The organism is Pseudomonas svalbardensis, from assembly GCF_030053115.1.
In the GTDB taxonomy this organism is placed as follows: Bacteria; Pseudomonadota; Gammaproteobacteria; order Pseudomonadales; family Pseudomonadaceae; genus Aquipseudomonas; species Aquipseudomonas svalbardensis.
Genome location: NZ_CP125619.1, coordinates 2493539 through 2516079, shown reverse-complemented (window position 1 = coordinate 2516079; position 22541 = coordinate 2493539). Strand labels below are relative to the sequence as shown.

General features: G+C 58.8%; 23 protein-coding genes. 4 read left to right on the top strand and 19 right to left on the bottom strand.

Going from position 1 to position 22541, the window contains the following annotated elements; all coding sequences use genetic code 11:
• Positions 1-118 precede the first annotated feature (118 nt).
• Positions 119-1048, top strand: coding sequence for an IS110 family transposase (locus tag QFX16_RS11550; RefSeq protein ID WP_283180508.1), 930 nt, complete (start codon positions 119-121; stop codon positions 1046-1048).
• Between the two features lie 195 nt (positions 1049-1243).
• On the opposite strand, the gene QFX16_RS11545 is transcribed toward QFX16_RS11550, so the two are convergent.
• From QFX16_RS11545 to QFX16_RS11530, 4 genes are all read right to left on the bottom strand, one after another.
• Entirely contained in the window at positions 1244-1681 is a 438-nt protein-coding gene (locus QFX16_RS11545; protein ID WP_283183997.1) for a DUF3995 domain-containing protein, read from the bottom strand.
• Positions 1682-1854: 173 nt separating this feature from the next.
• The gene (locus QFX16_RS11540; RefSeq protein ID WP_283183996.1) at positions 1855-2871 is read right to left on the bottom strand and encodes an ABC transporter substrate-binding protein; all 1017 of its coding nucleotides are present in this window, start codon (positions 2869-2871) and stop codon (positions 1855-1857) included.
• A 118-nt stretch (positions 2872-2989) separates the two neighbouring features.
• Positions 2990-3193 (bottom strand): hypothetical protein, encoded by a 204-nt coding sequence (locus QFX16_RS11535; protein ID WP_283183995.1) that lies wholly within the window; start codon positions 3191-3193, stop codon positions 2990-2992.
• A complete protein-coding gene (locus tag QFX16_RS11530) occupies positions 3193-3663 on the bottom strand; it encodes a hypothetical protein (protein ID WP_283183994.1) in 471 nt (156 codons plus the stop codon). The genes QFX16_RS11535 and QFX16_RS11530 overlap by 1 nt, the downstream gene beginning before the upstream one ends.
• A 414-nt stretch (positions 3664-4077) precedes the next feature.
• On the opposite strand from QFX16_RS11530, the gene QFX16_RS11525 reads away from it, so the two are divergent.
• Together QFX16_RS11525 and QFX16_RS11520 are read left to right on the top strand one after the other, a co-directional pair.
• Positions 4078-4326, top strand: coding sequence for a hypothetical protein (locus tag QFX16_RS11525; RefSeq protein ID WP_283184554.1), 249 nt, complete (start codon positions 4078-4080; stop codon positions 4324-4326).
• 157 nt (positions 4327-4483) lie between these two features.
• On the top strand, positions 4484-4714 hold the full coding sequence (locus QFX16_RS11520; protein ID WP_283183993.1) for a hypothetical protein: 231 nt from the start codon (positions 4484-4486) through the stop codon (positions 4712-4714).
• A 171-nt stretch (positions 4715-4885) separates the two neighbouring features.
• Here the strand turns inward: QFX16_RS11520 and QFX16_RS11515 are convergent, their stop codons facing one another.
• Entirely contained in the window at positions 4886-5464 is a 579-nt protein-coding gene (locus tag QFX16_RS11515) for a hypothetical protein (protein ID WP_283183992.1), read from the bottom strand.
• Positions 5457-6089 (bottom strand): hypothetical protein, encoded by a 633-nt coding sequence (locus QFX16_RS11510; RefSeq protein ID WP_095133458.1) that lies wholly within the window; start codon positions 6087-6089, stop codon positions 5457-5459. The genes QFX16_RS11515 and QFX16_RS11510 overlap by 8 nt, the downstream gene beginning before the upstream one ends.
• A 342-nt stretch (positions 6090-6431) precedes the next feature.
• Between QFX16_RS11510 and QFX16_RS11505 the strand changes: the two genes are divergently transcribed.
• Complete coding sequence (locus QFX16_RS11505) at positions 6432-6671, top strand: DUF2789 domain-containing protein (protein ID WP_283183991.1); 240 nt, start codon at positions 6432-6434, stop codon at positions 6669-6671.
• 43 nt (positions 6672-6714) lie between these two features.
• Here QFX16_RS11505 and QFX16_RS11500 read toward each other — a convergent pair whose 3' ends face one another.
• From QFX16_RS11500 to iolE, 13 genes are all read right to left on the bottom strand, one after another.
• Positions 6715-8319 carry a methyl-accepting chemotaxis protein gene (locus QFX16_RS11500; RefSeq protein ID WP_283184553.1) on the bottom strand — a complete coding sequence of 535 codons (1605 nt, stop codon included), beginning with the start codon at positions 8317-8319 and terminating at the stop codon, positions 6715-6717.
• A 201-nt stretch (positions 8320-8520) separates the two neighbouring features.
• A complete protein-coding gene (locus QFX16_RS11495; protein ID WP_007907888.1) occupies positions 8521-8925 on the bottom strand; it encodes a TraR/DksA family transcriptional regulator in 405 nt (134 codons plus the stop codon).
• Between the two features lie 328 nt (positions 8926-9253).
• Entirely contained in the window at positions 9254-10276 is a 1023-nt protein-coding gene (locus QFX16_RS11490) for an ABC transporter permease (RefSeq protein ID WP_008153855.1), read from the bottom strand.
• Positions 10277-10333: 57 nt separating this feature from the next.
• On the bottom strand, positions 10334-11899 hold the full coding sequence (locus QFX16_RS11485; RefSeq protein WP_283183990.1) for a sugar ABC transporter ATP-binding protein: 1566 nt from the start codon (positions 11897-11899) through the stop codon (positions 10334-10336).
• 70 nt (positions 11900-11969) lie between these two features.
• A complete protein-coding gene (locus QFX16_RS11480; protein WP_283183989.1) occupies positions 11970-12896 on the bottom strand; it encodes a sugar ABC transporter substrate-binding protein in 927 nt (308 codons plus the stop codon).
• Positions 12897-13052: 156 nt separating this feature from the next.
• The gene (locus QFX16_RS11475; RefSeq protein ID WP_283183988.1) at positions 13053-14105 is read right to left on the bottom strand and encodes a Gfo/Idh/MocA family protein; all 1053 of its coding nucleotides are present in this window, start codon (positions 14103-14105) and stop codon (positions 13053-13055) included.
• Positions 14106-14265: 160 nt separating this feature from the next.
• Positions 14266-15126: a sugar phosphate isomerase/epimerase family protein gene (locus QFX16_RS11470; protein WP_283183987.1), complete on the bottom strand. Its 861-nt coding sequence runs from the start codon at positions 15124-15126 to the stop codon at positions 14266-14268.
• A 145-nt stretch (positions 15127-15271) separates the two neighbouring features.
• Positions 15272-16297: a bifunctional inositol 2-dehydrogenase/D-chiro-inositol 1-dehydrogenase gene (gene iolG / locus QFX16_RS11465; protein WP_129443397.1), complete on the bottom strand. Its 1026-nt coding sequence runs from the start codon at positions 16295-16297 to the stop codon at positions 15272-15274.
• A 42-nt stretch (positions 16298-16339) separates the two neighbouring features.
• Complete coding sequence (gene iolD / locus QFX16_RS11460; protein ID WP_283183986.1) at positions 16340-18271, bottom strand: 3D-(3,5/4)-trihydroxycyclohexane-1,2-dione acylhydrolase (decyclizing); 1932 nt, start codon at positions 18269-18271, stop codon at positions 16340-16342.
• Between the two features lie 148 nt (positions 18272-18419).
• Positions 18420-19241 carry a TIM barrel protein gene (locus QFX16_RS11455; protein ID WP_283183985.1) on the bottom strand — a complete coding sequence of 274 codons (822 nt, stop codon included), beginning with the start codon at positions 19239-19241 and terminating at the stop codon, positions 18420-18422.
• Positions 19242-19266: 25 nt separating this feature from the next.
• Positions 19267-20769 carry a CoA-acylating methylmalonate-semialdehyde dehydrogenase gene (locus QFX16_RS11450; protein WP_283183984.1) on the bottom strand — a complete coding sequence of 501 codons (1503 nt, stop codon included), beginning with the start codon at positions 20767-20769 and terminating at the stop codon, positions 19267-19269.
• 44 nt (positions 20770-20813) lie between these two features.
• The gene (iolB, locus tag QFX16_RS11445; protein ID WP_283183983.1) at positions 20814-21623 is read right to left on the bottom strand and encodes a 5-deoxy-glucuronate isomerase; all 810 of its coding nucleotides are present in this window, start codon (positions 21621-21623) and stop codon (positions 20814-20816) included.
• Positions 21620-22513: a myo-inosose-2 dehydratase gene (gene iolE / locus QFX16_RS11440; protein WP_283183982.1), complete on the bottom strand. Its 894-nt coding sequence runs from the start codon at positions 22511-22513 to the stop codon at positions 21620-21622. The genes iolB and iolE overlap by 4 nt, the downstream gene beginning before the upstream one ends.
• Positions 22514-22541 lie beyond the last annotated feature (28 nt).

Here is a 22541-nt window from a genome sequence, read left to right as displayed (position 1 = left end):
CCATTCACCTCTCCGCTCTGGTTATTGAGCCCGAACAGTTGAACGAGCCGACCTCGAACATTACAAGCGTGGTGCCCAGCCAGAGCGCTCTCACCTTTGAGTGTAAGAGGGATCGGCTATGTTTTCCTGCGCAGGCATCGATGTTTCCAAAGATACCCTTGAAGTTCGGATTAACCCGCAAGACGTTGGCGCGAGTCACCTCAATACCGCCAGTGATTTCCTTGCGCTGATTGACTGGTTAAAGCGCTATCAGGTCAGCCGCGTATTGCTGGAAGCCACCGGCGGCTATGAGCGAGAGGTCATGAAAGCGCTTCAGGCTGCCGGCTTCGAAGTCTTGCGGATCAACCCTCGCCGAGCCAGGGATTTTGCCAAGGCCATGGGGCAGCGCGCTAAAACCGACCCGATAGATGCGCGGCTGCTCGCGCAGTTTGCCGAAGTCATAAAGTCGCCAAGCAACCGAATCACCAGCCCTGAACAGGACAATTTGCGTGCGCTGGTACAGCAGCGCGAAAATTTTGTTCAGCAGCAAGGCGACGATATACGGCGCCTTAAAACAGCCTCTGCTGACACGGTAAAACCCTGTCTGCGAAGTCATATCGACTATTTATGCCAAGCCATAAAGTCGATAGAAAAGCTGATCCGTCAAACTGCTAAAGACCTGGACAGTGATAAAACGGCCCGTTTGTGCTCGGTCAAGGGTATAGGGCTCGTGACGGCAGCCAGCTTGATGGCCTACTTACCCGAGCTGGGCGAGGTTGGACGGCACGAGATTGCAGCGCTGGCAGGCATAGCCCCCTACAACGACGACAGTGGCAAGCATGAAGGCCCCCGCCACATTAGCGGCGGCAGGTTTGCTGCGCGTCGGGCAATGTACATGGCGTGCTGGGTGGTGATTCAGCGACAGCCTGAGTTCAAAGCGCGGTATGACGCACTGCGTCATAAGGGTAAATGCGCAAAAGTAGCGCTCATCGCCTGTATGCGTGTGTTGTTGATACGGCTGAACGCCATGATCCGAGACCGAACCGAGTGGAAAGAACCCTTGGCCTAAACGGGTCGCGGTGTTCCTGTAGGGCATCGCATGGCGTAAAGCTGTGGGAATTCAGCTGTCTATCAATATGCCTTCAGAATAAAGATCATCAAGACAGTTGCTCCCACAGTTGATCTCTGTCAGACACAAAATCTGTGTTCACTGAAAATCCAATGTGGGAGCGAGCCTGCTCGCGAAGAGGCCGGCCCTGGCAACTCAGATCCAGGCAACGGCCAACAACCCCGCCCCCAACACCACGCACAACGGCGAATACGCCCAGGTGTCGAGCCGGGCAAACTTCGAATCCTTCACCTGCTTGAAGAACCCTATCAAATTCGAATCGCCGATCGCCCTGGCGAACATCAGCATCGCAATCGCGCTGATCACCCATTGCAGCGACCAGTGATGCACCGTCGGCAGATACAGGCCGACCCGCATGCACACCAGCATCGCTATCAGCAGCAACCCGACTGCCACCAGCAAAGTGGTAAAGCCTGAAGGCTTGAAGGCCGGCCTGGGTTCTGCGCCGTCCTCCGCGGACATTCGCGGGACCGCCGCCTCGCTACCCAACTTGCCACCTGCCGCCCAGTACAGGTGGATCAGGCTGATCAACAGGAAGATGGCAGCCATCCATTGCGCGATCAATAGGCTCATGTTCGGACTTCCAGCGTGAAATGTCGCAGCAGGATGAACTTCCTTGAACGATTTTGTAAGGGTATTCGTCATCGGCGATGATAAAGTGCCGCTCCATGAAACTTGCTCGAACTGATCGCATGCGGCGGTGCGCGATCCGACTTGCTCGCGAAGGCGCCATCAAACTCACCGCATCACTTCAACTCGGCAGAGACTTTATCCGCCACATCCTTGGGCACCCAGGCCTGCCACACGTCCGGGTGCGCCTTCATGAACGCCTCTGCCGCCTGCCGTGGCGGGGTGTGTTTTTCGCTCATCTCGGCCAGCGCCTTGTTCAGCGGACCGATTGGCAAGTCGACCTTGCTGAAGAACTCGGCAATCTGCGGATACTGTTTCTGGAATGGCGTGGACACGCCGATGGACAATTTCGAGGCCAGTGAGCGCGTCGGTTTCGGATTCGGGTGGTCGGCGTCGGTGAGGGTCTTCCAGGCTTCGGCGTCGAACGGCGGCTCTTCGAGCTGAATCAGTTTGAAGCGGCCGAGCAATGGCGTAGGCGACCAGTAATAGAACAACACCGGTTTGCCGCGACGAATCGAAGAACTGATCTCCGCATCCAGTGCCGCCCCCGAACCACTGCGGAAATTCACATAGCTGTCGTCCAGCCCATACGCCTTGAGTTTCTGTTTGTTGACCACCTCCGACGTCCAGCCGATCGGGCTGTTGAGGAAGCGCCCCTTGCCCGGGGATTCCGGATCACTGAATACCCCCTTGTAGCGCGGCAGGTCGCTGACACTGCGCAAATCCGGCGCCAGCGGCTTGATGCCTTTCGCAGGATCGCCCTTGATCACATATTCGGGCACCCACCAGCCTTCGGTGGCGCCCTTGACCGTATCGCCGAGGCTCACGACTTTACCTTCGGCCTCGGCCTTGACCCAAACCGGACTGCGACCGGCCCACTCTTCGCCAATCACCTGAATGTCATTGTTGGCCAGTGCGGTCTCCAGGGTGATGGTCGTCCCCGGCAAGGTATCGGTCGGCAGCCCGTAGCCCTTCTCGACGATGATCCGCAGGATATCGGTGATCAGGCTGCCGCTTTCCCAGTTCAGGTCGGCGAAGTGGATCGGCGCCTGGGCAGCGAACACCGGAACGGGTGAAGCCAACAATCCGAAAGTGGCCAGGGTAGCGGCCAGCAACCGTCGAAATCCGTTCATGCTTTTGCACCTCGTGCTGTTCACAGCAATAGCAGGATGGCCTGGCAGAAGACCGCAAAGCCTCTGAATACTCAGTCAACTGACTGTAGTAGAGGTTCCTGCTTTCGAGGGAGGTCAATCAGTTTTCGGGAGGTTCCTGCAAGCGCGCCAGCGCTCTTCGTACCATGCTGGCGTATTCCGCCGGACGCAACGTATAGATCTGTGACGCCACCCAACCCAGCCATGCACCTTGCAAAACAGCCTTCTGGTCGAACAGCCGCTGGGCTTCGGCTTGCGCACTGGCCTGGTTCTGTTCGTGGAAGTCGGCGCGGGTCAGGGGCATTATTCGCTGGCCTTGAAGGTGACCAGTTCCCCTTTGCGCCACTTGGCAGCCTTGGCGGTCACGGCTTTCAGGGTTTTGGTCAGGCCTTCCTGCAACTGTTGGTGAGCGGCGAACACCATCACCGCGCTATGACCTTCCTTGAACACGATCCCGTGGCCATCAGCGGTGGTGACGAACGCGTAATCACCCAGGCCGTAAACCGTCAGTTTGATTTCGCGGAACTTGATGTCCAGCTTGCCGCCTTCGCGACTGGGTAATACAGAGGCGCTGAAATGATCGCCGACCTTGAGTTTAAGCCCGGGTTTGTCATCAACCACCAGCGCCTCTTCGGTGTCGATCTCGGCAATGTAAATGCCTTCAGCGTTCTGTTCGGTGATGTAAACAAAACGTGACTGGAACTGTTTAACCAGCTTTGCGCGCAAATCACCCAGCACGAACAAAGCATGCATATCGAGATTACTTACTGCCAAGGAAACATCCCCACATCTGAAAATGATGCTGCACGCAGGAAAACAGCGCACAGCAGAAAAAAGCGGCAATGCCGAAGGTGTCGCAAAAAAGACCCGGGTTGAAATCCTGAAACGAGCAGAGGGCTCATCCATCGCGAGGTTTGAGAAGACTACTGGAACAACACTCACGTCGTCTTGCCTGGCGTTCGTCAGAGGTTGAAGGAAAAAGCCCTCCCGACGGCCAGAAAAACGGGACTACCAACTTTAGGGAAAATGCTCTTTAAAAAAAGCACTTTTCCGACATATCGCCAGCAAAAAATTGCTTTAGATGAACGTCGATCGCCAAACACTGACGGTGATTCTAGAGCAGCGATGCTCATCGAGACTACCCAAAACCACGTACACACGTCGGTAAAACAACGAAAAGGACTTCATATGTGCACGCTGACACATTTTGCTCACCCTCAGGCGCCCAATACGAACAGCTCGGGGACACTGCCCCCAGGGATGTTTCAACCGCATGAATACTACCCTGAAGAGCTCGCCCGGCCACGCTTTCAGGTCATTTTGGCCGGCAATGCCTTTTTTCATATCAAGGAAATTTCCACCGGCCGCGTCAGAGGTTTCCGCGGCAATCATAACGAAGCCTGCGCCCTTGCCCGCTGGCTCGAGTTACGCGGTTGACGGTCCCGCCAAATTCATTTCCATAGACGCTTCGTCATGCCGGCGACTTAACTCAGCCGCCGGCATGCAACTACTGCCATACTGCCCGACCAATGAAACCCGTCCCCAGGGTGGGCGGCGTTCAAAACAACAGAATATTTCAAGGGAAGGCTGCTACGTGACGGAATTTGATATCGGTGAATTTTTTATCCGGGGCGAAGCCAGAGAAGTCGAAGGCGAATTCCAGGCAGTCATCATCATGCGTGCCAAACCACCGCTGACCACCGTGACCTATCACCAGGTCGAGAAGGATCGCTGGTTCAAGACCTCGGACGCTGCCGCCGTTGCCGCCCTGGATGCCGCCAAGGCGCTGAAGGTTGCCGTCGATGAAGGTGCATTGAAAGCCTGAGATGGGGTGGACGAACCCGGGAACCGGCAATGAACAGCGCGTTTTTCATGTCCATCAGCGCGCTGTATCAGGCTAAAACCTGCCTCGCCGGCAGGGTCGGCACCTCGACCCGAGAGATGCCTGCGGCGTGCCAACCTTGCACAGGTTGCACGCCTTCCTATCGATAACCAATCAGATCAGCTTGCGCTTGACCGCTTCATCCAGCGTGCTTTGGGTCAAGTGCTTGAGCAGCACGTCCCCTCGTTCATTGAACGGCAACCCAACAATCAGCAGGATCTGCAACCAGGTGCGAGTGCTCTCCTGTTTGACGATTTTGCCCAGCACGTTGCCTTCCTGATCCTTGAACACCGTTTCCAGCGTGAAGGTATTGCTGAATGTCGTCGGGATCACGAAGAACGTGAACCCCGTCAGCCAGGCACTGGCGATATTGCCCTGCTCGTTGTTGGTCAAGGTACTCGTGACGTACAGGTTCGAGTCGACTTTGTCGGTGGTCACGTTTTTGAACTGTCCGGATTCCTTAAAGGTTTCCAGCATGTTCTTCTCCACCAGCGCCGCATTGCCCACGCCACCCGAGAGTTCGCCGTTGAACTGCTGCTGAGTGGTCACGTGCAGATAAGCACTGGGCTTGTCTTGTCTGGCCTGGGCCGGCGGCCACTGATCCACCGGTGGCAAGTCATGCTGGGAGTAGGAAATGCAGCCGGTCAGGGTGCTGCTGACCAACACCAGTACAACTAAAAAGTATTTATTCATGTGCTGCCAATTCCTTTGACGGTGTACGCAGTTGAGGGGTGGCACCGGCCAGCAATTGAGCGATCAACTCGCGCAACTGGCTACCGCCCAGGCGGGGATTGAGATAATCGGCGTTCCACAGTCCGACATTCTTGTCGAGCTTGACCTGCTCGACAGACCTGGCCAGTTGCTTGCCCTGACGGTCTTCGATGATCAGTTCGCCCGCGAGGTCGTATTTGTCGACGTAAATCGGACCGTCGACCCAAATCCAGAGGGTCAAGGTCACTAGCGCACCGGGAATGTAAGCCGGGTGCATGGTGCGTTTGCCTGCGAGCGAGGTCAGGTTGAATTTGAGCACCACGTCATCCTCACCGGCCTTGGCTGGGAACACCACGATTCGCTTGAAGTAATCGCTTTTGTCGACGTAGGTGCTGATCTGCTCGGTCAACTGCCGGCTACCGGCGACACGTACCTTATCGTCCAGCTCCGGGGCGGAGATCACCACGTCACTGATCTCGGCACTGCGATCAAGGGTGGATGGCGCGGGGTTCAAGGGTTCGCCGATGGGACCCAGCGGGGTGAAAGACACACAGCCAGTCAATGACAGGCCAAGCGCAATGGCCATCAGATAAACAAGACGCTTCACTGCATACATCCTTTTAATGCGGGATCGGGGATGCGTCGGTTCGAAAGAAAATCGTGCGAGGGATGGGCAATTCAGCACTGAACGGCAGTAAACCTGGGGGACCGAGTGTCGCCTACATCCTTGTTCGAACTCTTTGAATGGCGGCTCAGTGACGCCAAAAACGCGACGGCATCGTAATCGTTGAAACCCCGACAGGCAATAGCCTAGTGCCACCATGGTGGCGAATCCGCAGAAAGCTGCTAAACCCCTATCGAACTCTTGGCGCGCGGTTCCCTCAGATGCAATGACACTGCACTGCCGATTGCGCACTCGATGCGACTGAATACTCTCAAGGAGATGAAGATGGATTCAACTACACACGACTTGAAAGGTTTGTTCGACCAACTCGGTCTGGACTCCAGCGAGAAGGCCATCGACGATTTCATTGCCAGCCATTCACCCCTGGCCGACGACAAGAAACTCATCGATGCCGAGTTCTGGACCCCGCAGCAAGCAGGCTTCCTGAAAGAACAATTGCGTGAAGACGCGGATTGGGCGCGGGTAGTCGACGACCTGAACCTGCGCATGCATCAGATTCACTAGCCTGCATCGCGACTAGTGCACGCATTCCCCTGTAGGAGGGGCCTCAACGAGGGCTTTCCGGCTTATAACCCAACCGTAGACCACCCCAATGCCGGCCCTTGAGCATGATCGGCACCGAAAGGTCGTGCATCAGTTCACCGGTGTCGCGGGTGTAGGTTTGCAGCAGTACGGCCTGCTGGTGACTGCCGCAGCGGATTCCGGTGCGGTCGGCGAACTTGCGTTTGGTGCGGTTCTGCAAGGTATCGACCTGCGCATCACCGGTCAGGGGTTGGCTAAAGACCTTGTTGTGGGTCGGCACATAGCCCTGCTGCGTACAGGCGATGGCAAACACCAGGCCTTCATGACGCGGCAACAAGGGTTCCTGGATCGCCGGCAAGACCTGATCGGCGTAGCGATCGAAGCGGGTCTGGTACTTGGCCGGGCTGGTGTTGGGAATCGTTTGGTAATTGCGGTCAAACAGATCTTCGAGGCTCACGCGGCCCTCGTCGATATCCGCTTCAAAGCGCGCCGCGATCTGACTCGCGCCTTCGCGGGCCAGGTCATAAATCCGTTGGTGGTAGTCATCCAGCCCGACTTCGGCGAGGCGTTCGCTGATGGTTTCCGCCTGACCTTCCATTTGCACGGCGGCCTGGGCCAGGCGCTGGGTCTGTTGGTCGCTGATCGCCAGGTCGCTGCGCATCTGTTCGATGGCGTGAAACAAGCTATCGAGTTGTTCGCGGTTGGTGTCGGCGCCCCTGGCGATTTCCCCGACCTGGCTTTCGACGCCGGCAGCCAGACGCGCAATGTTCTCCAGGTGCTGACCGGTGTGCTCGACCTGCTCGACACCAGTGTCGAGGTCGCTGGACAGTTGACGGATCTGCTCCACCACTTGCGCGGTGCGTCGCTGAATATCAGCGACCATTTCCCCGACTTCGCCAGTGGCCGTCGCGGTGCGCGCGGCCAGACCGCGAACCTCATCGGCCACCACCGCAAATCCGCGACCATGCTCGCCGGCCCGCGCCGCCTCGATAGCCGCGTTCAATGCCAGCAGATTGGTCTGGCTGGCGATGGACTGGATCACCAGGGTGACCCGTTGGATATCATCACTGCGCAGGCTCAGGGCTTCGATCAGTTCACGGCTGTTACTGGCGCGCTGACTGAGTTGATGCATACGGGCGATGGACTCGATCAGCTCCGTACGTCCTGCCGCGCTGCTCCGATGGGCCTCGCTGGCCGCACTGAGGGCTTCCCGGCTGAGTGTCGAGGTGGCTTGTTCGGTCGCGATCATCACTTCGGCGTTGCTGACAATCTGCGCCGCGGCACCGAGCTGCGATTGCAGTTTGTCGGCCAGTTGCTTGACCGAAAAGGCCACACCGGCGGCAGACAACGCGTTATGACTGGTGGTGTAGGAAAGATCGCGAGTCAACTCGGCAATCGCGCTGGCGCTGTCGACGGGGAATGCCTGCGGGATGGCGCGCGAGCGCAAGCGAGGTAGCCAGATAATCAGCACGGCCAGTGGCAGGCCAAGGTAAAGCGACCAGCCGCCCAGCGTCATGCCGCACAACAAGAGCATCAGGGCGATGCTTTGCAGAGTCGGCGTCAGCCAAAGGTTTTTCGGCAAAAGTACGGGTGCAGACACTGCTGCAACCACAGATCCGTCACGCGTCATCTTCGTCATCCCCCGAGTCATTCTAATTGTTGTATCGGCATTAAACGCCACCACAAGGCCATTATCTATGGTCCATTAGTAGTGGGCATTGCAGCAGATCAATAGAAGTACGCGGGTTTTTCGCAGACGAAAAAAAGCATCGCGGGCAAGCCTTGCTCCTGACAGGAGTGAGGCTTGCCCGCGATGCGGGGCGTTACGAAATCAGGCCTGACGCTGGTGCTTGTCGATCTGTTCGTGACGCTCTTGAGCTTCGATGCAGTATTTGGTGGTCGGGCTGATCAGCAGGCGCTTCAGGCCAATGGCCTCGCCGCTGTCGTCGCACCAGCCAAAGCTGTCTTCCTTGATGCGTTCCAGAGCCTGTTCCAACTGAGGCAGCATGCGTTGGTCGCGATCGATCGCGTTCACCAGCCAGGTGCGCTCTTCTTCAACAGAAGCCGCGTCGGCCGGATCGGCCGGGGTGTCCAGGCTTTCGATGGCGATGCGGTTCTGTTCGATGCGCTCATGGGTTTCGACTTTCATGTTCTGCAACAGCTCAGAGAAAAAAGCATGTTGCTCGGCATTCATGTAGTCATCCGCCGGCATGGCCAGCAACTTGTCCTTTGTCATTGATATCTCTATAAAAAAACGTGCATTAAGGCGAATTAGGGAGCGTTCCGGCTGACCTGGGTTGGTCATCGGAACGGCGCCGTTTAATTCCAAGCGCCACCCGGCACTCAATTTACGAGGGGCGGCAGTCTAAGGCCGACTTGAGGCCTCAGCAACTGAAAAGACAGCGAATTTGTCCGACAAAGCCCTGAAAGTGCTCTACGGCAGTCTTTGCGATGGTTATCGGAGTGCGTTTATAGCAAGAAATTCAATCGAGCGGCTGTATATAGAAGACAAACGGCTGCGCCACGCGGGTCAGGCGTGGCGCATTGGCTGCTTTATCTGAGGCTCAGCGCTTGAGTTTGCGCTTGTTGCGGTACTGATCGATGACCACTGCCACCACAATGATCAGGCCTTTGATGATGTCCTGGATGTAAGCATCGACGCCGACGAAGGTGAAACCGCTGGCCATGACCCCGAGGATCAGTGCGCCGATGACCGTGCCGGTGATGCGCCCTACTCCGCCGGCCAGGCTGGTGCCGCCGATCACTGCTGCGGCAATTGCGTCCAGCTCATAAGACATGCCCATCCCGGCTTGCCCGGTCGCGGCCCGTGCCGACGCCACCACACCCGCCAGACCTGCCAGCAACCCCGCGATGCTGTAGACGATCACCAGATGCCGCTTGACGTTGATCCCCGAAGTACGCGCCGCCTGCATGTTGCCGCCGATGGCGTAGGTGTACTTGCCGTACTTGGTGTAACGCAGGGCGATGTGAAAAATCACCGCGACCACCAGGAAAATGATCACCGGCATCGCGCCGTGTCCGATAGCCGTGTAGGAATCCGAGAGCATGCTCACCGGTTGGCCTTCGGTGTAGTAACGCGCGAGGCCACGAGCCGAGACCATCATACCGAGGGTGGCAATGAACGGCGGGATACCGGTAATGGCAATGATGCTGCCGTTGATGGCCCCCGCCAGCAGTCCCACCCCAAGCCCGGCAATCACTGGAATCCACACTGGCAAGTCAGTCAGCGACGGGAATACCGCCCGAGCGAAGTCCGACGTCTGGGCCAGACTGGCAGCGATCATCGCCGACAGCGCCAGCACCGAGCCGGAAGACAGGTCAATGCCGGTGGTGATGATGACCTGGGTCACGCCGATCGCCAGCAGCCCGATGATCGACACCTGCAGGATCATCAGCACCAGACGCTGGGAGTTCATCAGGAAGCTCTGGTCGCGCACGATCCAGCCAAACACTTCAAAGACCAGGCCGATGCCAATCAGCACCAGAAAAATACTCAATTCGGTCGGAAAGCGCCGGCGGCTCTTGACCGGTGCGGTTGCTGGCTTGTTTTCCAGTATCGCGTTCATAAACACTCACCCTTCTATCGCGTCGCCGACGCTGGCCACAACCAGCGCCGGCATCCATTAGTGAACCGCGGACATGCCCGAGGCCAATTGCATCACTCGTTCCTGGGTCGCTTCGCTGCGGTCGAGGGTGCCCATCAGGTCACCCTCGTGCATGACCATCACCCGGTCGCTCATGCCGAGCACTTCCGGCAGCTCCGAGGAAATCATGATCACCGCCATGCCTTCGCTGGCGAGGTAGGAGATGAGTCGGTAGATCTCGGCCTTGGCGCCGACATCGATACCGCGGGTCGGCTCGTCGAGAATCAGGATTCGTGGATTGGTCATCAGCCAGCGTGCCAGCAAGGCCTTCTGCTGATTACCGCCGGACAAGGTGTCGATGCACTGCTCCAGCGACGGTGTTTTCACCCGCAGCTTCTTGCACATGTCTTCGCACAAGGCGCGCAGGGCTTTTTGCTGGATGAAACCGTGGCCGGCGTAATGCGGCAACACCGCCATTTCCATGTTCTCCAGCACCGACAGGCACGGGAACAGGCCGCTGAGCTTGCGATCTTCGGTCAGTAACGCGAAGCCCTTCTCGATCGCCATGTGCGGATCGCTGATGCGCACCACTTCGCCGTCAAGACGAATTTCGCCACCGTCGCTCGGGGTGATACCGAAAATCGCTTCGGCAACGTTGGTCCGCCCCGAGCCCATCAACCCGGCGATGCCGAGGATCTCGCCGGCGTGCAGGTCGAAGGAAACATCCTTGAAAATGCCGTCCAGTTTCAGGTCACGCACCGACAGCAACAGATCGCCGATCGGCTTTTCACGCACCGGAAACAACTGACTCAGCTCGCGGCCGACCATCATCGAAATCAGGCTGTCGCCGTCCATGCTGTCGGCTCGCTGCAAACCGATGTAGGCACCGTCACGGAACACCGCCACTTCATCGGCGATGCTGAACACTTCATTCATTTTGTGGGTGATGTAGATGATGCCTTTGCCCTGACGCTTGAGGTCGGCAATGATCGAGAACAGATGCGCAACTTCCTTGTCGGTGATGGCCGAGGTCGGTTCATCCATGATCAGGATGTCGGAATCGTAGGACACGGCTTTGGCGATCTCGACCATCTGCCGTTCGGCGATGCTCAGGTTGCCGACCTGCTCTTCCGGATCGAGGTTGATCCGCAGGCGTTCCAGCAGTTTCGCGGTGCAGCGATGCATTTCACGGTGGTCGATCATGTGGAAACCGTTGAGCTGCTCACGGCCGATCCAGATGTTCTCGGCGATGCTCATGTGCGGCATCAGGTTGAGCTCCTGGTGGATCATCGCGATCCCGGCCTGGAGCGCTGCCAATGGCGTTTCGAAAACCACCGGTTTGCCTCTCAGGCGCAGTTCACCGGCGTCCGGCTGATAGATGCCGGCAATGATTTTCATCAGGGTGGATTTGCCTGCACCGTTTTCGCCCATCAGGGCCAGCACGGAACCGGGGCGTACCCGAAGCTGCACATCGGACAAGGCCACCACACCGGGAAATCCCTTGCTGACGTTGATGATCTCCAGCAGGTACGGCTCATCGACAGGTGTTGCAGCTGGCTGGATACCCACCAACGGGGTGCTCGAAGCAGTCGCTGAAGCGAACATGATCAGGTACTCCATCAGCAAGGTCGCGGTCGCAACCTTGCGTATTTATTGTTGTTATTGAACGGACGGGCTATTTGAACGTGTCGACGTTTTGCGGGGTGATCAAGCGGTATGGCACCCACACGGCCTGTTCAACCGGCTCGTTCTTGGCCATTTTCACAGCGGTGTCGATCGAACCGTCGGCCTGACCCTTGGCGTCCTGAAACACCGAGACGGCCAGGGAGCCCTTCTTCACCGCGTTCAAACCGTCGGGCGTACCGTCGACACCGGCGATCAGCACGCTACCCTTTTCGACACCCGCCTGTTGCAGGGCCATGGCCGCGCCAATCGCCATCTCGTCGTTGTTGGACACGATCGCGTCGAACTTGCGGCCCTGGGTCAGCCAGTCGTTGACCAGGGTCATGCCCTTGTCCCGCGACCAGATGCCGGTCTGCTCTTGCTCGATCTTGATGTTCGGGTATTTGGCCAGAACGTCCTTGACGCCCTTGGTGCGGTTGGTGGTGGAGTTGTTCGCGAGGTCGCCCAGCAGAATCACGATGTCGCCCTTGCCGCCCATTTTGTCGGCCAGGTACTGCATCTGCATTTCACCGGCCTCCAGATCGTTGGAGGCGACAGTGACTACGCCTTTGGGCAGCTTCAGGTCATCGGGGCGGCGATTGACGTAGACCAGCGGGATGCCGGCCTTGACGGCGGCTTCAGTGATTTTCCTGGTGGCGGCGGTATCCACCGGGTTGACCACGATGGCATCGACCTTCTGGCTGATGAAGCTTTCGACCTGGCTCAACTGCTTGACCACGTCGCTGCGGGCGTCTTCGAATTGCAGCTGCACGCCCTCGGGATAGGACTTGGCTTTCTTGTCCATGGATTCGCGCAGGTAGGTCAGCCAGGTGTCATCGAATTGGGACATGCTGACGCCGATCTTCATATCGGCGAGCGCCGCGCCACTGGCGAACATCAGGGACAAGGCAAGTGAGGCGAAGCGGGTCTTGGTCTTCATGAAAAGTCTTTCTCCACATTCTTGTTGGTTTTATGGATGAGGCGTGACGATTTCAGTAAGCAGGCAAGCGGGAAAAGGGTTGAAACAGGTTGCGAGGCAGGTCGCTGAAAATGACTTTATTGGAAAATAATTTCTATATCAACTCATTTTAGAATTTTATTCTGATTTTATTCCATGGCTCTTGAACGGGCTCAATTCCACCACTTGATGCCGCTCGGCGCTCAGTCGCGCAGCGTCTAGCACGCGGGTGGTCGCCAGTGCATCACGGGCATCCACAGGCAGTGGGCCACCGCTCTGCAACGCGGCTTGTAGCTGTAAATAGAACTGATTCCAGCAACCGCGCTCGGAGGGAACCCGCTCGCGCACCTCACCCTGTTCGAACCAACCCCAGCGGCGATGTTCTTCAACACCCCAGCGCTCACCTTCGGATTTCGGCGAGAGCCCGGCGAGTGCCGATGCTTCTTGCCCGTCCAGACCATCGACGCTGTAACAACCTTGGCAGCCGGTCACCCGAAAGCGCGGGCCGGGGGTGTTTTGCAGGCAACTGCCGCCCAGTTGGGAGGTGACGCCACTGGCATGGGTCAGGGCCACAAAGAAGCCGTTATCGAAGACCTGGCCTTTTTCCAGGTAATCCAGTTCGGCGTAGACCCGTGTCACCGGGCCGAACAACAGCAACGCCTGATCCACCAGGTGGCTACCGAGATCGCGCAGGAAGCCACCGCCACTGCCGTTGTTCACCGCCTGCGGTGAATAACGCTCGATCCGCGATTCGAAACGGGTGACCTGACCCAACGCACCGGATTCGATGAGTTTGCGCACGGTCAGGAAGTCCGAATCCCAGCGACGGTTCTGGTAGACGCTGAGCTGCACACCCTGGCGCTCGGCCATGGTGATCAGGGTTTGGGCTTGCTGCGCGTCAGCGGCGAACGGTTTATCGCTGACCACCGCCACACCGTGTTCGATGCCATCGAGCACCAGTGCCGGACGGCCCTTGAGCGGAGTGGACACCACCAGCACATCGATCCCGGCCTCCACCAGTTGGCCGATGCTGTCGAACGCTGGCACCCCTGGGTGCTCGGTCGCCAGCAACTGTCGGCGCTCAGGCGAACGGGTGACCACACCGACGAACGTCGCCGCCGGCAAACTGCTGATCAGCGGAGCATGGAAAAACCGGCCACCATGGCCGTAACCGACAAGTCCGATACGCATGAATCAACTCCTTTTTATTGTTATGTAAACCACTCACTGGACACACACGGCCCTTGTGGGAGCGAGCCTGCTCGCGAAGGTGGCAGCACAGTCAATATTGATGTCGCCTGACACGCCGCTTTCGCGAGCAGGCTCACTCCCACAGGGTTTTGTGTAGGTCTTAGCGACAGAGTTCGCTTTTGACCCGTTCAAGCATCATCCGGTTGGACTCATCCGGCCGGTCTTCCCAGGCAAACACCGAGACCGTAGCGATGCCGTCGAACTGAATCTCGCGCAAGGTGCCGAAAAACGCATCCCAATCGACCTCACCCTGACCGATGTCCAGATGCTGGTGCACGGTGGCAACGACACCCGGCGGGTTGACGATGTAGCGCAACCCGGAAGAAGCCTTGTGGTTGTAGGTATCGGCGATGATCAGGTGGCTCAGCTTCGACCCGGCATACTTGAGCATCGAGGCGATATCGCCTTTGCCGTCGTCATAGAAGAAGGTGTGCGGCGCCGCGTAAAGGTAGTTGATCCACTCGCGATCCAGACCGCGAATGATGTCCACCGATTCGTTGTTACGCTCGCAGAAGTCGTAAGGATGAGCCTGAATATCAAGCTTGATACCTTCGCGCTCGAACTCCGGAATCAGCTCGTCCATGGAGCGCATGAACTGGTTCTCACAGACCAGCGAGTTGTCTGACTGGCCGGTGAACTCGGTGTTGACCAGCTCGCAGTCCATCTCCACGGCAATCTGGATCGCCCGTTTCCAGTTGCGTACGGCGGCAACACGCAGGCCTTCGTCGGCAGCGGCCCAGTGGTACATCGGTAACAAGGAAGAGAGCTTGACGCCGTTGTCGCTCAGGGCTTTGCGAAATTCCTTGATTCGCGCTTTGTCGACCCGCGGAGCTTTGTAGAACGGCAGGAAATCTTCCCGGGGCGAGAGTTCGATGTGTTCGTAACCGAGCTCGGCGACCTTATCGACCATCTTGCCCAGGGACAGGGTGCGGTACATGTAGGGGTCTAGTGCGATGCGCATGTTCTTGTTCTCCTTCACCAATGCCTCTGCCACAACACTCCCCTTGTGGGAGCGAGCTTGCTCGCGATGGCGTCAGCACAGTCAACATCGATGCTGACTGATCCACCGCTATCGCGAGCAAGCTCGCTCCCACAGGGGATCGGGGTTAGCCGTAGAAGTGTGGGCGGTCAGGGAGAGCAACTTTGACGATCTGGCCGCTGTTTTGCGCCTCGATGCACGCGTCTGCTGCGACGGCCGCGGCGAAGCCATCCCACGCCGACGGCCCACCGACCTGCCCGGCCCGAACGCCATCGATGAACGCTTGCAACTCAACGTCGTACGCCGCGATGAAGCGATCCTTCCAGTCCATCAGAATCGCGTTGGACAACTTCGCCCCGCTGCGCAACTGAACCTGCGACGGCTCGGGGAGTTTGGCGATGCCGGTCTCCCCCACCACTTCGCACTGGATGTCGTAGCCGTATTGGCAGTTAACGAACACTTCCACGTCGATGCGCGTGCCCTTGGCGGTTTCCAGCAGCACGATCTGCGGGTCTTTCAAATGCGCAAGGGCCTTGCTGCTCTTGCGCGGAAACACCACTTGCACCGACACGTAATCGTCGTCGAGCAACCAGCGCAACACGTCCAGCTCATGGATCAGCGTGTCGGTGATCGCCATGTCGGTCTTGTAGTTTTCACCCACGGTCGGGTTGCGGTGCGCGCAGTGCAACATCAAGGGCTCACCAATCTGACCGCTGTCGATCACGGCTTTCAGTGCCCGATAACCTTCGTCATACGGGCGCATGAAACCGACCTGGACCAAGCGTTTGCCGTGGGCCACTTCGGCCTCGACGATTTTGCGGCAGCCTTCAGCAGTGACCGCCAGCGGCTTCTCGCAGAACACCGGCTTACCCGCCGCAATCGCCGCCAGCACGAACTCTTCGTGACTCGGGCCCCAGGAGGTGACGAGGATCGCTTCGACCTCCGGCGCCTTGATCAGCGCGTGGCCGTCGGGATAAACCTCGGCGGTCAGCTTCAGGTCAGAAACGACCTTCGCGGCTTGCTGCAAGTTGATGTCGGTCACAGCAACTACCTGGCTATTGAGCAAGGTCTGACTGCAACGACGGATATGGTCCTGGCCGATGGCCCCGGTGCCGATGACGCCGATCCGCAGTGAATTAGAGAGCAATGACATGAAGATTCTCCTGTGAAAATTTGTTGTTGGTATCAGGGGCAATCAGTACTGACGGGCCTTGACCAGTCGTTCATTCAGGGTCTTGGCCACTGCATCGGTGCGGGCGCTGGTGGAGACTTGCGCCACGCCGACCCGCCACCACGACAGGTATTTGTGAATCATGGTTTTGGGCAAGACCTTGATGTCGATCAGCGTCGACACGGTCTGCAATCGCGCATCGGCCAATGCCGCGTTCAGTTCTTCGACCGTGTTCACTTTGTAGGTTTTGCAACCATAGGCCGCCGCGCTCATGGCGAAATCCACCGGCACGAAACCGCCGTCGAGCTTGCCGGTTTCCAGATTGCGGAAGCGGAACTCGGTGCCGAAGCTGTCCATGCCGTGTTCCATCTGCAGGTTGTTGATGCAACCGAAAGTCATGTTGTCGAGCAACACCACGTTGATCTTGCGTCGCTCCTGAATCGAGGTCGCCAGCTCCGAGTGCAGCATCATGTAGGAGCCGTCGCCAACCAGCGCGTAGACCTCGCGATCCGGCTCGGCGAGTTTCACGCCCAGTGCGGCGTTGATCTCGTAACCCATGCAGGAATAGCCGTACTCGACGTGATAGGTGTTCACGCCCTTGCTGCGCCAGCTGCGCTGCAAGTCACCGGGCAAGCTGCCGGCGGCGGCGACGATCACGGCGTCATCAGCGAGGGTTTCATTGAGCACGCCAAGCACGCGGCTCTGGGTCAGGCAGGAACCGGTCAGCTCGATGAATTCGCGCAGCACCGCCGGGTCCATGTGGTCGTTGATTTCCGGGATGAAGTCTTTGCTCTGGTATTCAACCTGATAGATGCGGTCGACTTCCTTGTCCAGTTGCGCCTTGGCTTGACGCGGTTGATCACCCCACGCAGAACGGTAATCGCCCAAGGTTTCAGCCAAGGCTTGCAGCCCGACTTTGGCGTCCGCCAACAGTTGCACACCGTCGAGCTTCAGGGCATCGCACGGGCTGATATTGAGGTTGAGGAATTGCACGTCCGGATGCTGGAACAGGGATTTCGACGCTGTGGTGAAATCGCTGTAGCGGGTGCCGACACCGATGATCAGATCCGCATCCCTGGCCAACAGATTCGCCGCCAGGCAGCCGGTTTCACCGATCCCGCCAACGTTCAGTGGGTGACTGGACACCACCGCACTCTTGCCTGCCTGGGTTTCGGCGAAGGGAATATCGAAGCGCTCGGCAAACGCTTGCAACGCGGCATTGGCGCCAGAGTATCTGACCCCGCCACCGCAAATGATCAGCGGCTTGCGCTTGCCTTTGAACAGCGCCAAGGCATCGCCGAGCATCGCTTCGGTAGCCGGACGGCGCTCGATGCGGTGCACGCGTTTTTGCAGGAAGTAATCAGGATAGTCATAGGCCTCGGCTTGCACGTCTTGCGGCAAGGCCAGGGTCACCGCGCCGGTTTCGGCGGGGTCGGTGAGCACACGCATGGCGTGGATTGCAGCCGTCATGAGTTGCTCGGGACGGTTGATGCGGTCCCAGTATTTGCTCACGGCCTTGAATGCGTCGTTGGTGCTGATGCTCAAGTCGTGGAACTGCTCGATCTGTTGCAACACCGGGTCTGGCTGGCGACAGGCATAGACATCGCCGGGCAACAGCAGCAAGGGAATGCGGTTGGCGGTCGCCGTCGCGGCGGCGGTCAGCATGTTCGCCGCGCCCGGCCCTACCGATGAGGAGCAGGCGTAGATCTTGCGCCGCAGGTGTTGCTTGGCGAAACCGATGGCCGCGTGGGCCATGCCTTGCTCGTTGCGCCCCTGATGGACGATCAGGTCACCGCTGTCCTGCTCCAGGGCCTGGCCCAGGCCCAGCACGTTGCCGTGGCCGAAAATGGTAAAGATCCCGGCGACGAATTTGCTTTGAACCCCATCGACCTCGATGTACTGGTTATCGAGGAATTTCACCAGGGCCTGGGCCATGGTCAGTCGTGTCGTAGTCATAACCGATCCTTCAATACACGAAGAAACCTTTGTGGGAGCGAGCCTGCTCGCGATTGCGGTGTGTCAGGCGCTATCAATGTTGAATGTGCCGCCATCATCGCGAGCAGGCTCGCTCCCACAGTTGATTTCCATCAGCCCGAAAGTGTTGTCAGGCCAGAGATTTTTGCAGGTGTTCCATGCTCGCGCCGATCGCCTGCTGGATATCCGCCAGGCCATGGACGCTGTCGGCAAACGGTTCGAACGACAGGTAGCCGCTGTAACCACTGCTGAGCAAGGTGTCGATTTGCGCCGCGTTGCCAAGGATGTCGCCCTCGCCCACCAGCACCCGGTGGCCGTCGCGAATGGTCGCCAGCGGTGCCTCGGCATCCTCGACACCGGAGATGTGCACCAACCCGGTCAGCTCGGGGAAGAACTCATGCTCGCTGGCCAGGTGATGGTGAAAGGTGTCGTGAACCAGACAGAACACATCCAGCCCGCCGATGTCCTTGATCGCGTCCACCGCCGTGCGTTTACGGCGCAGCGAGCACTCTTCGAAACCCAGCGGTTCGATGAAACCGAGAATGCCGTGTTCACGCAGGATCGGCGCCAGCTCAGTCAACGCCGTGCGCAAACCTGAAGCACGTGCGGCCTCGTTCCGCGGATCGGCACGGTCGTTGAGCGGACACATGACCAACCCCTGTGCGCCGCAATCACGGGCATAAGCAGCCAGCTTCAAGGCGTGTGTGCGGCGCTCGTCATTCCACACATCAAACGGATACAGCGCGTTGATCGACAGCACCGTAATGCCTTTGGCGGCACACAACTCACGGACGCGCTCGGGTGCGGTGCCGTCTTCGATCTCGACGCCTTTAAGGTCGTTGCGAATTTCGATGGCGTCGGCCTTGAGGGTCACCGCCAGCTCGATGAACGCGGGCAGGGACAAACGTGGGGCGACCATACGGTTCAGGGCGAAACGCAGGGGTTTGCTCATTATTGTTGTTCTCCGCACAGGTGAATTAGTTGGCCGTTGGCATGCTGAATTCAGGGCCTTTGGCAATGCTGTCGGGCCAGCGCTGCATCACGCTTTTGTAGCGGCTATAGAAGCGGATGCCTTCTTCGCCGTAAGCGTGGTGATCACCGAACAGCGAGCGTTTCCAGCCGCCGAAAGAGTGCCAGGCCATCGGCACCGGAATCGGCACGTTGATGCCGACCATGCCGACCTTGATCGTGCTGGCGAAGGCTCGGGCGATGCCGCCATCGCGGGTGAAACAGGACACGCCGTTGCCGAACTCGTGGGCGTTGATCAACGCGACGGCACTGGCGAAGTCCGGCACGCGAACGATGCCCAGTACCGGGCCGAAGATCTCCTGCTGGTAGATGCTCATCTCAGTCGTCACGTTATCAAACAGCGTCGCGCCGACGAAGAAGCCGTTCTCGGCGCCGGGCACCTTGAACCCACGACCGTCGACAATTAGCTGGGCGCCCTGGGCCACGCCTTCGTCGATGAAACCTTCGACTTTGGCCTTGTGCTCGGCGGTCACCAATGGCCCCATATCGCTGTCGCCCTTCAGGCCGTTGCCGACTTTCAGTTGATCGATACGCGGCAGCAGTTTGGCAATCAGCTGGTCGCCGACATCGCCCACCGCCACGGCAATCGAAATCGCCATGCAGCGCTCGCCGGCCGAGCCGTAAGCCGCGCCAATCAAGGCATCCGCCGCTTGATCCAGATCCGCGTCAGGCATGACGATCATGTGATTCTTCGCCCCGCCCAACGCCTGCACGCGCTTGCCGCGGGAGGTGGCTTGCTGGTGGATGTACTCGGCAATCGGCGTCGAGCCGACAAAGGAAATCGCCTCGATGTCCGGGTGTTGCAGCAAGGCGTCGACCGCGGTTTTGTCACCCTGAACCACGTTGAACACGCCGTCGGGCAAACCGGCTTCGCTCAACAGACGGGCCATCAGCACACTGGCGGACGGATCGCGCTCGGACGGTTTGAGGATGAAGCAGTTACCGGTGACCAGCGCCAGCGGGATCATCCACAGCGGCACCATCACTGGGAAGTTGAACGGTGTGACGCCGGCGCACACGCCCAGCGGCTGACGCAGATTCCAGTTATCAATGCCGCCGCCGATGTTGTCGCTGAACTCGGTTTTCAGCAGGTTCGGCGCACCGCAGGCGTACTCGACGATTTCGATGCCCCGGGTGACTTCGCCCTTGGCGTCCGAAAACACCTTGCCGTGTTCGCGACTGATGATTTCTGCCAGTTCATCGTGATGTTGGTCGAGCAATTCCTTGAACTTGAACATCACCCGCGAACGGCGCAGGGACGATTGTTCGGACCAGGCCGGAAAGGCTTTCAGGGCCGAGGCGACGGCTTCGTCGACGGTCTTCTGGCTGGCCAGCCCGACGCGCGCCTGAACGCTGCCGGTGGCCGGATTAAAGACGTTGCTGAATCGTTCGCTGCTGCTGTCTTGCACTTGACCGTGGATGTAATGGCCGATGACCGGGGCGTCGCTCATTGATCGTGTTCTCCGTGCAGAGGTTGGAATTCAGGCTTTTCAGTTCAGAGATCCAGCAGCCAGCTGTGCTGCGGATCGTTATGGAACTGCCAGACCCGTTTCGGGCCGGCCATCACGTTCAAGTAGTACGACTCGTAGCCGTACGGCACGCTGACCGGGTGATAGCCCTTGGGCACGACCACGAGGTCGCTGTTTTCCACGGCCATGGCCTGATCGATACTGCGATCGTCGGTGTAGACCCGCTGGAACACGAAGCCCTGGGGCGGGTTGATCTGGTGGTAGTAGGTTTCCTCAAGAAAACTCTGGTGCGGCAAATCCTCGGTGTCGTGCTTGTGCGGCGGGTAGCTCGACGAGTGACCCGACGGCGTGCGCACTTCGACCACCAGCAGCGAATGGGCCGGCTCGGTGTCCGGCAGAATGTCGCAGACGTAACGGGTGTTGGCGCCTTTGCCGCGCACGCTGCGTTTCATGGTGTCGGGTTTGATCAGCCGTGGGCCGAGGCCGTTGGTGGTCGAGCAGGGGGCGGCGCACACGGCGATTTGCACATCGCTGAGCGCGACCACTTGCGCCTGACTGCCGGGTGGCAAGTACGCGGCGAACGGGGATTTGTCTTCGAACACTGACTGACGATCGCCGATGTTGTCCCAGTCGAACGCGCCCTGCCCCGGCGCTTCGCCCTTGATGCTGACTCGACCGCTGAGCAGCACCAGGCACAGTTCTTTTTCACCGGCCGACACCGGCAAGGTCTCGCCCAGGCTCAAGCGGTAAGCGGCGAAGCCGACGTATTCCAGCTCACCTTTACCCAGCTCGACCATGGTCCGGCCATGGGCGTTGCTTTTGACCAGCAGGCTCATAATGCAATCCTCTCGTCGAGCAGCGCACGCAAGGTGTCGTAGCCTTTTTTGGCGTAGACGTAACTTGGCGCCACCGCGGGATCCTGCTCGGCTTCGACCACCAGCCAGCCGTGGTAACCGGCCGCCAGCAGCACGTCGAGCAAGGCGCCGAAATCGATATCGCCATCGCCGGGCACGGTGAACGTGCCGTTGATGATGCAGTCCGGGAAGCTCCACAGGTTGTTGCGTGCCAGTTGCACCACCGGTTTGCGCACGTCCTTGAAATGCACGTGGCAGATACGTTCGATGTGTTTGCGCAGCACCTGCAACGGCTCGCCGCCACCCATGTAGCAATGGCCCGAATCGAACAGCAGACCGACTTCACTGCCAGTCAACGCCATCAACTTGTCGATGTCTGCCGGGGATTCGACGTAGGCACCCATGTGATGGTGGTAGGCCAGACGGACGCCTTGGGACAGGGTGAAGCGCGCCAGTTCGGTGAGCTTGTCGGCGTATTCCTCCCAGGCGTGTTCGGTGTGGAATCGCGGGCGTTCAACCAGAGGAATGCGCTGGCCTTGAATGGAGTCAGCGACTTCACCGTACACCAGCACTTTGGCGCCGTTCTTCGCCAACAGCTCGACATGGCTGCCGATGGCGTCGATTTCTTCGGCCACCGAGCGGCGGGCCAGACGGCTGGAATACCAACCGGACACCAGCGCCAGGTCATAGGGGCGCAGTACATCGCCGACACCTTTGGCGTCCTTGGGGAATTTGCCGTTGAGTTCGAAACCTTCGTAGCCGATTTCCTTGCCTTCGCTCAGGGCGGTGCTCAGCGGCGTCTCGCCACCGAGGGACGGCAGGTCGTCGTTGCTCCAGGAGATCGGGTTGATGCCAATTCGAATAGCGGGCATGGCTGCACCTTTTATTGTTTTACACACA

Coding starts and splice junctions, on each gene's coding strand:
- QFX16_RS11525 (WP_283184554.1), top strand. CDS start 4,078: ATGTGCACGCTGACACATTTTGCTCACCCTCAGGCGCCCAATACGAAC.
- QFX16_RS11490 (WP_008153855.1), bottom strand. CDS start 10,276: ATGAACGCGATACTGGAAAACAAGCCAGCAACCGCACCGGTCAAGAGC.
- iolG (WP_129443397.1), bottom strand. CDS start 16,297: ATGTCATTGCTCTCTAATTCACTGCGGATCGGCGTCATCGGCACCGGG.
- QFX16_RS11470 (WP_283183987.1), bottom strand. CDS start 15,126: ATGCGCATCGCACTAGACCCCTACATGTACCGCACCCTGTCCCTGGGC.
- iolE (WP_283183982.1), bottom strand. CDS start 22,513: ATGCCCGCTATTCGAATTGGCATCAACCCGATCTCCTGGAGCAACGAC.
- QFX16_RS11475 (WP_283183988.1), bottom strand. CDS start 14,105: ATGCGTATCGGACTTGTCGGTTACGGCCATGGTGGCCGGTTTTTCCAT.
- iolB (WP_283183983.1), bottom strand. CDS start 21,623: ATGAGCCTGCTGGTCAAAAGCAACGCCCATGGCCGGACCATGGTCGAG.
- QFX16_RS11485 (WP_283183990.1), bottom strand. CDS start 11,899: ATGTTCGCTTCAGCGACTGCTTCGAGCACCCCGTTGGTGGGTATCCAG.
- QFX16_RS11455 (WP_283183985.1), bottom strand. CDS start 19,241: ATGAGCAAACCCCTGCGTTTCGCCCTGAACCGTATGGTCGCCCCACGT.
- QFX16_RS11500 (WP_283184553.1), bottom strand. CDS start 8,319: ATGACGCGTGACGGATCTGTGGTTGCAGCAGTGTCTGCACCCGTACTT.
- QFX16_RS11480 (WP_283183989.1), bottom strand. CDS start 12,896: ATGAAGACCAAGACCCGCTTCGCCTCACTTGCCTTGTCCCTGATGTTC.
- QFX16_RS11495 (WP_007907888.1), bottom strand. CDS start 8,925: ATGACAAAGGACAAGTTGCTGGCCATGCCGGCGGATGACTACATGAAT.
- iolD (WP_283183986.1), bottom strand. CDS start 18,271: ATGACTACGACACGACTGACCATGGCCCAGGCCCTGGTGAAATTCCTC.
- QFX16_RS11505 (WP_283183991.1), top strand. CDS start 6,432: ATGGATTCAACTACACACGACTTGAAAGGTTTGTTCGACCAACTCGGT.
- QFX16_RS11535 (WP_283183995.1), bottom strand. CDS start 3,193: ATGCCCCTGACCCGCGCCGACTTCCACGAACAGAACCAGGCCAGTGCG.
- QFX16_RS11545 (WP_283183997.1), bottom strand. CDS start 1,681: ATGAGCCTATTGATCGCGCAATGGATGGCTGCCATCTTCCTGTTGATC.
- QFX16_RS11550 (WP_283180508.1), top strand. CDS start 119: ATGTTTTCCTGCGCAGGCATCGATGTTTCCAAAGATACCCTTGAAGTT.
- QFX16_RS11450 (WP_283183984.1), bottom strand. CDS start 20,769: ATGAGCGACGCCCCGGTCATCGGCCATTACATCCACGGTCAAGTGCAA.
- QFX16_RS11540 (WP_283183996.1), bottom strand. CDS start 2,871: ATGAACGGATTTCGACGGTTGCTGGCCGCTACCCTGGCCACTTTCGGA.
- QFX16_RS11515 (WP_283183992.1), bottom strand. CDS start 5,464: ATGAATAAATACTTTTTAGTTGTACTGGTGTTGGTCAGCAGCACCCTG.